The organism is Achromobacter sp. SD115 (assembly GCF_017355315.1).
Taxonomy (GTDB): Bacteria; Pseudomonadota; Gammaproteobacteria; order Burkholderiales; family Burkholderiaceae_B; genus Achromobacter; species Achromobacter xylosoxidans_B.
In genome coordinates, this window is record NZ_JADIJM010000031.1 from 58,704 (window position 1) to 70,350 (window position 11,647).

Genomic DNA, 11,647 nt, shown 5'->3' on the forward strand with positions numbered 1-11,647 from the left:
AGAGTGGCGTCAGGCGATCGGGCGGCTTTCCAGCCACGGATGACGGGCCAGGCGTTCGGCCTCGAAGGCGCGGATCTTGTCCGACTGGCGCAGGGTCAACCCGATATCGTCGAAGCCATTGAACAGACAGTACTTGCGGAAGGGTTCAATGTCGAAGCCCATCTCCCGCCCGTCCGCCGCCACCACGACCTGGCGTTCAAGATCGACGCGCAGCTTGTAGCCCGGGAAAGCCTTCACTTCGTCGAACAGGCGCGCGACTTCCAGCTCGGACAGGACTATCGGCAGCAGGCCGTTCTTGAAGCTGTTGTTGAAGAAAATATCGGCATAGGACGGCGCGATGATGGCGCGGAAACCGAACTGCGTCAGCGCCCAGGGCGCGTGCTCGCGGCTGGAGCCGCAGCCGAAGTTCTTGCGCGCCAGCAGCACCGAGGCGCCCTGGTAGCGCGGCTGATTCAGCACGAAATCCGGATTCAGCGGACGCTTGCTGTTGTCCATGCCGGGCTCGCCGTGGTCCAGATAGCGCAGCTCGTCGAACAGGTTCGGGCCGAAGCCGGTGCGCTTGATGGACTTGAGGAACTGCTTGGGGATGATGAGGTCCGTGTCGACGTTTTCGCGATCGAGCGGAGCCACCAGGCCTTCGTGAGTGGTAAATGCTTGCATGATGTCGGTACTCGGTGCTTGACGCTTAACGGAAAGTGCGGACGTCGACGAAATGACCGGCGACGGCAGCGGCGGCGGCCATGGCGGGGCTGACCAGATGGGTGCGTCCGCCCTGCCCTTGCCGGCCCTCGAAGTTGCGGTTCGAGGTGGAGGCGCAACGCTCGCCAGGTTCGAGGCGGTCGGCGTTCATGGCCAGGCACATGGAGCAGCCCGGCTCGCGCCATTCAAAACCGGCTTCGATGAAGATCTTGTCCAGCCCTTCGCGCTCGGCCTGTTGCTTGACCAGGCCCGAACCCGGCACCACCATGGCCTGGCGCACATTGGACGCCACATGCTTGCCGCGCGCCACGGCGGCGGCTGCACGCAGGTCTTCGATGCGCGAGTTGGTGCACGAGCCGATGAACACGCGATCCACGCGAATGTCGGTAAGCGGCGTATTGGGCTTCAATCCCATGTATTGCAGGGCGCGCTCCATGCCGCTGCGGCGCACGTCATCCTTTTCACGATCGGGATCCGGCACGCGGGAATCCACCGGCAACACCATTTCGGGGGAGGTGCCCCAGGTGACTTGCGGCTTGATATCGCGGGCGTTGACCTCCACCACGGCATCGAACTTGGCGCCCTCATCGGTATGCAGGGTGCGCCAGTAGCCCACCGCCTGGTCCCAAAGCACGCCGGTGGGTGCAAAGGGACGCCCGCGGAAATACTCAATGGTCTTGTCGTCGACCGCCACCATGCCGGAACGGGCGCCGGCTTCGATGGCCATGTTGCAGACGGTCATGCGACCTTCGACGGACAGGGCGCGCATCGTGCTGCCGGAAAATTCGATCGCGTAGCCGGTGCCGCCGGCGGTGCCGATGATGCCGATGATGTGCAAGACCACGTCCTTGGCCGTACAGCCGAAGGGCAGCTCGCCATCGACCTTGATCAGCATGCTCTTGGCTTTCTTCATGAGCAGCGTCTGGGTCGCCAGGACGTGCTCGACCTCGGAGGTGCCGATGCCGAAGGCCAGCGCGCCCACCGCGCCATGCGTGCTGGTGTGCGAATCGCCGCAGACCACGGTCATGCCAGGCAGGGTCGCGCCCTGCTCCGGGCCGATCACGTGCACGATGCCCTGGCGCAGGTCATTCATGCGGAATTCGGTGATGCCGTACTTGTCGCAGTTGGCGTCCAGCGTATCCACCTGCAGGCGGGAAATCGGGTCATCGATGCCCTGGGCGCGGTTCAGCGTCGGCACGTTGTGGTCCGCGACCGCCAGATTGGCGCCCGTGCGCCACGGCTTGCGGCCGGCCATCGCCAGGCCTTCGAACGCCTGGGGACTGGTGACTTCATGCACCAGGTGGCGGTCGATATAGAGCAGACAGGTGCCGTCTGATTCCTGGTGGACGACGTGGGCGTCCCAGAGTTTGTCGTAAAGAGTTTGGGCCATGGATGCGCTCTGCAAGTAGACAGTCCGGCTCGTGCCGCACGCGGTTGAAAACGACCTCCGCGCGCCGGCCACTGCGGCATGAACGAATTATGCACAGGGTCTCAACCTAGTACAATTGCACCTTATATACCAGTATCGACACTACCATGCTAGGAAACGACAGGGATCACTTCGTCCTATTTCCATGCCCCAACCGCTCCGCAACCAAACAGTTACAGATACAAATTCGGGTATTTAAAACAGATACAAAATTATCAAACCGATATAATCGTTGTTCAGCGCGGACGCCTAAACTGCGAAACAAAGCGCAATAAACCGCATTTATCCCGCATTAAACTGGATCACAATTCCGGAATATGGCGAAATTAGTGCAAATTCAAGCTAATTGAGAGATGATGCGCGAAGAAACTCAAACTGCCGATCGGAAAACTTCGTCAAGAATTAACAAATATTGACTCGTCAAAACTGACATTTCCACACAATATGGCGGCCATTAATTCCTAACTCGACTCGCGAATAATCACTATGGCTTCGTTTTTGCTCAAAAGCACGACTTCGGTCCTTGCCCTGGCATTCGTTCCTGCGGCATTTGCACAGTCATCGGCTCCCGCCTCCGGGCAAGCCGGGGTCACGCTGAACCAGATCGTCGAACAGACCCTGCTCAGCAACCCGGAAATCCAGGCTAAGTACCACGATTTCCAGGCTTCGCTGGAAGGCCAGGCCGTCGCTCGCGGCGCCTTCTTCCCGCAGATCAATGCGCAAGGCTATGTGGGGCGCGAGTATCGCAACAACGTACCCGGAGTCGGGTCGCAAAGCTGGAACCGTCCCGGCTACAGCGTGGAACTGCGCCAGTTGATTTTTGACGGCTTCCGTACGAGCAACGACGTCAAGCAAGCTGGCTTCGACAAGCTGGCGCGTTTCTATGACCTGCTGGCCACCAGCGACAACACCGCGTTCGGCGCCGTGCAGGCCTACATCGATCTGCAGCGCTACCGCGACATGGAGCTGCTGGCCCGCCAGAACTACACCCTGCACGAAGAAACGCTCAAGCAGATTGGCGAGCGCGCTGATTCCGGCGTGGGCCGCCGCGTCGACCTGGAACAGGCCGGCGGGCGCCTTGCGCTGGCCCAGACCAACCTGATGACCGAAACCGCCAACCTGCTGGACGTGCAGCAACGCTTCCAGCGCGTCACCGGCGCCCTGCCCCCCGAGTCGATGCAGCCGACGCCCGATATCGCCAGCAAGCTGCCGGTCAAGCCGGCAGACTTCAACGAATCGCTGCGCCGCAATCCCAGCTTCCTGTCGAAGCAGGCGGGGCTGCAGGCCGCGCAGGCCGGCGTCGCCTCGTCCAAGGGCGCTTTCTCGCCCAAGTTCGAGTTCGTGGCAGCCACCGGCCGCGACCAGAACGACCCGACACCGCAAAACCGCGACATCCAGAACTCCAGCGTCCAGGTTGTCATGAGCTACAACCTGTACCGCGGCGGCGCCGATTCCGCCCGCGTACGCCAGACCTCCGCGCAGTCCTACGCTGCGCGCGATATCCGCGATTACACCTGCCGCAACGTGCAGCAAGACCTGGCGGTGGCCTGGAACAACGTCGCCAGCCTGAGCCAGAAGCTGCCGTTCCTGCGCGACCACGAAGTGGCCACCACGAAGGTGCGCGAAGCCTATCGCCAGCAGTTCCAGATCGGCCAGCGTTCGCTGCTGGACTTGCTGGACACCGAAAACGAATTGTTCGAGTCGCGCCGCGCCTTGACCAACGGCCTGTATGACCTCCAGCTCGCCCAGTACCGCTGGCTGGCGCTGTCGCACGCGCTGCTGCCCGCGCTGTCGCTGCAGCCCGCACGCAATGAAATGCCCGAGGAAAACGGCAAGCTGGAAGTCTCCGACGAAGTGATCAAACTCTGCAACTCGACGGTTCCCGACTCCGCCCGCCTGGCTCCCGTGCGCGTGCAATACAACGAAGGCAATCTGCCGCCCACGTTCATCCCGGTAAACTCGCCCAAGGCCAAACCCTAGGCGACGCAAGCGCAAGGAGACCCTATGCAGAAACAGGGCAACGACTTCTCACAACTGGACGCGGATTTTGTCCGCGTCCTGGAAGACCTGATCGACGCGCTGATAGCCAATGGCACCTTGCGTATGACCGACCTGCCTGTGCAGGCCCAGCAAAAGCTGACCCAGCGCAAGCAACAGCGCGCGCGCCTCTCCGAACACCTCGACCTGCTGGATGACGAAGATGGACAAGTTATCTGAAACGGCGGCCCGGGAGTGGCGCGCTGACGCGCGCGCGGCGCACGACGACCCTCTGCTGGACTGCCTGGTCGAAATCACCCGGCTGCATGGCGTAACGGCGACGGGACAGGCTTTGTCCGCGGGTCTGCCTCTGGAAGAACACAAACTGACTCCCGCATTGCTGCCGCGCGCTGCCGCGCGCGCGCAGCTCTCCGCTCGCGTGGTCAAGCGCACGCTGGACAGCATCTCGCAGGACCTGTTGCCCGCGATCCTGCTGCTCAACGGCGAGCGCGCCTGCCTGTTGCTGAAAAAAGACGGCGAAACCTACGTTGTCAGCCACCCGGAACTGGGTGGCAGCTCGGTGGAAATGAGCGCCGCGGAACTGTCTGCGCAGTACACCGGGCTAGTGTGCTTCGTGCGTCCGCAGTTCCGCTTCGACGCGCGCGCGCCCGAAGTCGCCAAGGTGCGCGAGCGCCATTGGTTCTGGGCCGCCATCATGGAAAACCGGCGCATGTACCGCGATGCGCTGATCGCCGCCCTGCTGATCAATATCTTCGCGATGGCGATGCCGCTGTTCACCATGAACGTGTATGACCGCGTCGTGCCGAACAACGCCGTCGAGACACTCTGGGTGCTGGCTATCGGCATCACGCTGGTCGTGATCTTCAACATGATCCTGAGCACCGCGCGCTCCCATGTGGTGGACAGCGCCAGCAAGCGGGTCGACGTGCGCCTGTCGGCGCAGATCATGGAACGGGTGCTGGACCTGCGCATGGAAGGCCGGCCGGTGTCGGTGGGCTCCTTCGCCGCCAACCTGCGTTCGTTCGAATCCATCCGCGACTTCATCGCGTCGGCCACCATCACTACCCTGGTGGACCTGCCCTTCATTCTCCTGTTCCTGCTGGCGCTGGCCTGGATCTCACCCTGGATGATCCTCCCGCCCCTGGTCGCGATCGTGCTGATCCTGCTGGTATCGCTGGCGGCGCAGGCCCGCATGGAATCGCTGACCATGGCATCGTTCCAGGCCTCGTCACAACGCAATGCAACCCTGGTCGAGGCGCTGACCGGCCTGGAGTCTGTCAAGACGCTCAATGCCCAGGGCTCGATACAGCGCAACTGGGAACGCGCCACCGAATTTATCGCCCTGACTGGCGGCAAGCTGAAGTTGATTTCGTCTTCGACGGTCGGCTTCGTGCAGGCCGTCCAGCAATTGGTATCGATCTCCGTCGTCATCATCGGTGTCTACCAGGCGCAGGAATCCGCCATTTCCATGGGCGGCATCATCGCCGCCTCCATGATCGCCGGCCGCTGCCTGGCCCCGCTCGGCCAGGTCGCCGGGCTGCTCATGCAGTACCAGAACGCGCGCACCTCGCTCGGCTCGATCGACAACTATATGAAGCTGCCGATCGAACGTCCGGCAGAAGCCGAATTCCTGCATCGCCCGGTCTTCCACGGTGGTATTGAATTCCGCGACGTTACCTTCAGCTATCCCGGTAGCAAACAGCCGGTGCTGAAAAAGGTGTCCTTCAAACTGCAGCCGGGCGAAAAAGTAGGCATCATCGGCCGCATCGGTTCCGGCAAGACCACGCTGGAAAAACTGGCACTGGCGCTGTATCAGCCCACCGAGGGCGCCGTGCTGCTGGACGGCGTCGACGTGCGCCAGATCGATCCCGCCGACGTGCGCCGCGCCATCGGCCACGTGCCGCAGGACCCGCTGCTGTTCTATGGCAGCCTGAAACACAACCTCGCGATGGGCGCGCCCTACGCCGACGACGCCAGCATCCTGGCGGCCGCCAATATGGCCGGCGTCACCGATTTCGCCAACCTGCATCCCGACGGCTTCGACATGGTCATCGGCGAACGCGGCGAGTCCCTCTCCGGCGGCCAGCGCCAGTCGGTGGCGGTGGCACGTGCCCTGATCAACGATCCGCCCATCCTGCTGCTGGACGAGCCTAGCAGCAACATGGACCACCAGAGCGAAGCGCAACTGCGCAAGCGCCTGGGCGAAGCCAGCGCCACCAAGACGATCCTGCTGGTCACGCACCGCACTGCCCTGCTGGACCTGGTCGACCGCCTGATCGTGATCGACAACGGTCACATCGTGGCCGACGGTCCCAAGGAACAGGTTGTCGAAGCACTGCGTCAAGGACGCGTCGGACGCGGAAGCTGAGGAAACCATGCTGAACAATCCCGGCGAAACCCGGCACGGCCTGTTTGGAAGCTTGTGGCGCATGCTGCGCGGCGTCTTCGTGTTCTTCTTCGACCGCCTGCTGGACGGAGCCGAAAAAGGCAAACCCCAACAACGCTCCGACTACGTCGGCAACGCGGAATGGGTCATCCATGAATCCCAGGCGCGCGGCTCGCGCATCCTTCTGTGGGTCAGCCTGCTGGCCACCGGCGGACTGCTGCTGTGGGCGGGTACCGGCAGTATCGACGAAGTCGTCCGGGGCGAAGGCAAGGTCGTGCCGTCGCGCCAGGTCCAGATCATCCAGAGCCTGGACGGCGGCATCGTCGAGGAAATCCTGGTGCGTCCGGGGCAAGAAGTCGAGGCCGGGGAAGTCCTGCTGAAGATCGACTCCACCCGATTCGCTTCGTCCCTGGGCGAAAATAACGCGGAATACATGTCCCTGCTCGCCAAGGCCGCCCGACTGCAGGCCCTGGCCACCGGCGAGCCCTTCGTGGCCCCCGAGGAAGTGCTGACGCAGGCGCCTGGACTGGTGGAAATGGAGCGTAATGTCTGGCAAGCCCGCACCACGGAGCTGAACGCCACGGTCAACGTCGCCCGCGAGCAACTCAAGCAGCGCCAGGAAGACCTGCGCGAAACCATCGCCAAGCGTGACCAGGCCGCAGCCAGCTGCAGCCTGACCTCGCGCGAACTGCAGGTGACCCGTCCCCTGCTCAAGAGCGGGGCCGTATCCGAAGTGGATCTGCTGCGCCTGCAACGCGACGTGGCCCGCTATTGCGGCGAACAGAAAGGCGCCGAAGCCCAGATCGACCGCTTCCAGGCTTCCATCAAGGAAGCGGAAAGCAAGCTGCAGGAAGCCGAGCTGAACATCCGCAACCAGGCCCGCAGCGAACTGTCTGAAACCAACACCAAGCTGGCCACCCTGCGCCAGGGCAAACTGGCGCTGGCTGACCGCGTGAAACTGGCCGAAGTCCGCGCCCCGGTGCGCGGCACGGTCAAGACGCTGTTCAACAACACGGTCGGCGGCGTGGTCCAGCCCGGCAAGGACATCATCGAAATCGTGCCCAAGGACGACACGCTGCTGCTCGAAGTCCGCATCCAACCGCGCGACATCGGCTTCCTGCATGCCGACCAGAAGGCGGAAGTGAAATTCACGGCGTACGACTTCGCCATCTACGGCGGCCTGGAAGGCAAGGTGGAACAGATCGGCGCGGACACCGTGACCGATGAGAAAGGCAATTCCTACTATGTAGTACGGGTCCGCACGGACCGCAGCACGGTAGGCGACAAACTGTTGCCCATCATCCCCGGGATGGTGGCGGAGGTTCATATCCTGACTGGCAAGCGCACGGTGCTGCAGTACCTGCTCAAGCCCATACTGCGCGCCAAGGCGAATGCCTTTACCGAACGTTAAAGGAGGGCTGCAAGGCTTTATGAAACCCGTTCCTGTTCTGTTGATTACGCACGACGACCTGTTGTGGCAGCACTGGCGTGGCCTGAACCCGGCCCGCTGGCTGGCGGCCCGCGGGCGCGGCCTGGCCGACCTGCAGCGCTGGCGCGAACAGGGCCGTACGCTGGCGGTCTTGGACGCGGACCTGCCCCGCCTGCCGTCCTGGCAGGACCCCAGCTGGGCCACGACCTTGGCAGACATGCACGTGGTTGTCGCCAGCCCCAGCCCAAATGATGAGCAAGGCACCCGGGTCCTGGGCGCCGGCGCGCACGGATACTGCCACGGCTATGCGTCGGCAGCTTCGCTGTCCCAGGCGTTGGAAGTCGTCGCATCCGGCGGCATCTGGATGGGCCGTTCCCTGGTGTCGCGGCTGCTCAAACTGGTCGCCGAACGCGCCCAGGATGCGCACTCCTGGGACGGCGGCGTGCTGACCGAACGTGAAATCACCGTCGCCCGCTATGCCTCCAGCGGCCAGGCCAATGCGCAGATCGCCGAAGCCCTGGGCATTACCGAACGCACGGTCAAGGCCCATCTGTCTGCCGTTTTCGAAAAGCTGGGCGTAACCGACCGCCTGCAACTCGCCCTGCTCGTTCACGGCATTTCAGCCCCCGCCGACGCCAAAATCAAAATTACTTCCTGATACTGTCCTTGAGGACAATATCCCGCGCCGGCGGCGCAATCTAGTATCTGGCCATCTTGGATAACTCCCTGAAACGGAACCAACATGGCCAACACCTCCCCCGCAGTCGTCAACGAAATCTCCGGTCGCGCGTGGATACGCAATAGCGACGGTTCTCTGACCGAACTGCATCAAGGCAGCAAGGTCCCCGCCGGCAGCGACGTCGTCACTGCCTCGGGCGCCACGGTTTCGCTTCAGGTTGAAAACGGCATGCCTATCGTCATCGGCGAAGGCCGCGAGGTCGCGGTAACCGGCGACATGACCGGCCCGCTGGCCGACCCGTCCGAAGCGGCGGTGGCCCCGCCCTCCGGCACCGATTCCGACCGTCTCCTGGCCGCCCTGCGCGACGGCCGCGATCCGTTCGACGAACTGGATCCCACCGCAGCCGTCTTGACCGGCGGCGGCCCTGACGGCGGCAGCAGCTTCGTGCGCTTGGCCCGCATTCTGGAAACGACCACGCCGCTCGACCTGGCTTACCCGAACCCCAGCCGCGGCCAGGAAATCCTGCCCCGCCTGTCCGGTACCGGCGCCGGCGCCGGCGGTGACGATGACGCAACCCCAGCCACCGTCAATACTCCCCCCAACGCGCTGAACGACGCTGCCAGCGGAGACCAGAACAGCCTGGTGCGCGGCAACCTGCTGCTGAACGACTCGGACCCCGACGGCGACCCGCTGGCGATCGTCTCGGTCAGCGGCCGCCCCATGACCCCGGCCGGCATCACGGTCAACGGCAGCAACGGCGGCACCTTCACGGTCCTGCCCGACGGCAGCTACGTCTTCACCCCGGGTAACGAATACGGCCACCTGGCCGTGGGCGAAACCGCCACGAGCACCATTTCGTACACCATCACGGATCCCAGCGGCGCCACCTCCACGGCGACCGTCGTCGTGACGATTACCGGCACCAACGACGGTCCGGTGTCCACCGCCATCGCCGACACCTCGGGCATCGACGCCCAGACCGGCGTGAGCTACAACGTCTCCAGCCATTTCTCGGACCCGGACACCAGCGACAAGCTCACCTTTACCGCCACCGGCCTGCCGCCCGGCCTGACCATCGACCCGAACACCGGCATCATCACCGGCACCATCGACCACTCCGCCTCGCAAGGCGGCAACAACGGCGTCTACACGGTAACGGTGACCGCCACCGACCCGTCCGGCGCCACGACGTCCCAGGACTTCAACTGGGACGTCACCAATCCCGCACCGACGGCGGCCAACGACAACGGCACCACGGATGAGGACACCACGCTCAGCGTCGACGCCCAAAACGGCGTCCTGGCCAACGACGTTGACCCGGATGGCGACACCCTTACCGTCTCGCAGGTCAACGGCGCCACCGGCAACGTCGGCACGCCGACGGCCGGCTCCAACGGCGGCTCGTTCACCCTGAACCCCGACGGCTCGTACTCGTTCAACCCCGGCAACGCCTTCCAGCATCTGGCGGTTGGCCAGACGGCGACCAGCTCGATCACCTATACCGTCACGGACGGCCAAGGCGGCACCAGCTCCGCCACGCTGACGGTCGAAATCACCGGCACCAACGACGCGCCGACCGCAGTTGCCCTGCAGAACCAGGACAACATGGACGGCGATGTCGTCAACTACAACCTGTCCGGCTTCTTCAGCGACCTCGACGACGGCGACTCCCTGGTCTACTCGGTCGACCACATCCCCGGCGGCCTGAAGTTCGACCCCACCACCGGCACCTTCACCGGCCAGTTCGCCAACTGGGCGTCCGATCACACCAACACGGGCGTCAAGGGCGAGTACCTCATCACCGTAACCGCCACCGACAAGTCGGGCGCAACCGTGTCCCAGACCTTCGTCTGGACCGTGGGCAACCCCGTCCCGGTCGCCACCAATGACGAAGGCACCACCGGTGAAGACAAGCCCCTGGTCGTTGACCACGTCACCGAAGGCGTACTGGGCAACGACAGCGATCCGGACGGCGACAAGATCCACGTTTCGCAGGTCAACGGCGTCGACGCCGACGTTGGCCAGCCTGTGGTCGGTTCCAATGGCGGCACATTCACGCTGAACGCCAACGGCACGTATACGTTCAATCCCGGCACGGCGTTCCAGTACTTGAATGACGGCCAGACGGCGACCACGTCGATCACGTACACCGTGTCCGACGCGCAAGGCGCGACCAGCACTGCCACCCTGACCATTACGGTAACCGGCCAGACCGACGCTCCTCCGGTCATCACGCCTGAGGACGCCGACGGCACCGTCACCGGCGCCCACAACAGCGTGGTCGAAGGCACGGGCAACACCGTCACCGGTTCCGTGACCGTCACCGCCGAAGCCGGCATCGCCGGCGTCACCGTCGGCGGCAAGGACGTCACCGGCGCCAGCACCACCCCGGTCATCATCACCACCGACAAGGGCGTCCTGACCGTCAGCGGCTACGACGCCGCCACCGGCAAGATCACCTACTCCTACAAGGAGACCGGCGGCGCCGACGACCACACCGCGGGCGATGACTCCGTCAAGGACAACTTCACCGTCACCGTCACCGACGTGGCCGGCGTGTCCACCAGCAACGACCTGGTCATCCAGATCATCGACACCGCGCCCGTCGCCAACGACGACACCGCTTCCGTCACCGAAGACGCGACCGCCCCGGTCACCGGCAGCGTGCTGACCAACGACAAGCTTGGCGCCGATGCTGTCACAACCGTCATCAACACCGCCGACGCCAAGTACGGCACGCTGGTGGACAACGGCGACGGCACCTGGTCCTATCAGCTCAATAACGGCCTGCAGGCTGTCCAGGCCCTCAACAACGGCCAGACACTGACCGAGACCATCCGCTACACCATCACCGACGCCGATGGCGACATCAGCGAAGCCGAACTGACCATCACCATCAATGGCCAGACCGACGCTCCTCCGGTCGTCACGCCGGAAGACGCCGACGGCACCGTCACCGGCGCGCACAACAGCGTGGTCGAAGGCACGGGCAACACCGTCACCGGTTCCGTGACCGTCACCGCCGAA

Annotated in this window: 8 protein-coding genes; 6 read left to right on the plus strand and 2 right to left on the minus strand. The window is 63.9% G+C overall.

Annotated elements, in window-relative coordinates; genetic code table 11:
• Positions 1-9: 9 nt before the first annotated feature.
• Positions 10-660, minus strand: a complete 651-nt coding sequence (gene leuD / locus IPU70_RS29870; protein ID WP_207472745.1) for a 3-isopropylmalate dehydratase small subunit — start codon at positions 658-660, stop codon at positions 10-12.
• Between the two features lie 25 nt (positions 661-685).
• Positions 686-2,089, minus strand: coding sequence for a 3-isopropylmalate dehydratase large subunit (gene leuC, locus IPU70_RS29875; RefSeq protein ID WP_207472746.1), 1,404 nt, complete (start codon positions 2,087-2,089; stop codon positions 686-688).
• 525 nt (positions 2,090-2,614) lie between these two features.
• On the opposite strand from leuC, the gene IPU70_RS29880 reads away from it, so the two are divergent.
• The 6 genes from IPU70_RS29880 to IPU70_RS29905 form a co-directional block, all read left to right on the plus strand.
• Positions 2,615-4,108, plus strand: a complete 1,494-nt coding sequence (locus tag IPU70_RS29880; RefSeq protein WP_207472747.1) for a TolC family outer membrane protein — start codon at positions 2,615-2,617, stop codon at positions 4,106-4,108.
• Positions 4,109-4,132: 24 nt separating this feature from the next.
• Entirely contained in the window at positions 4,133-4,345 is a 213-nt protein-coding gene (locus tag IPU70_RS29885) for a hypothetical protein (RefSeq protein WP_013392881.1), read from the plus strand.
• Complete coding sequence (locus tag IPU70_RS29890) at positions 4,329-6,494, plus strand: type I secretion system permease/ATPase (RefSeq protein WP_371819135.1); 2,166 nt, start codon at positions 4,329-4,331, stop codon at positions 6,492-6,494. Before IPU70_RS29885 ends, IPU70_RS29890 begins: the two co-directional genes overlap by 17 nt.
• Before the next feature lie 7 nt (positions 6,495-6,501).
• A complete protein-coding gene (locus IPU70_RS29895; protein WP_013392879.1) occupies positions 6,502-7,923 on the plus strand; it encodes an HlyD family type I secretion periplasmic adaptor subunit in 1,422 nt (473 codons plus the stop codon).
• 19 nt (positions 7,924-7,942) lie between these two features.
• Positions 7,943-8,599, plus strand: coding sequence for a response regulator transcription factor (locus tag IPU70_RS29900; RefSeq protein ID WP_207472749.1), 657 nt, complete (start codon positions 7,943-7,945; stop codon positions 8,597-8,599).
• 84 nt (positions 8,600-8,683) lie between these two features.
• The coding region (locus IPU70_RS29905) for a retention module-containing protein (RefSeq protein WP_207472750.1) at positions 8,684-11,647 on the plus strand (2,964 nt) is incomplete at its 3' end.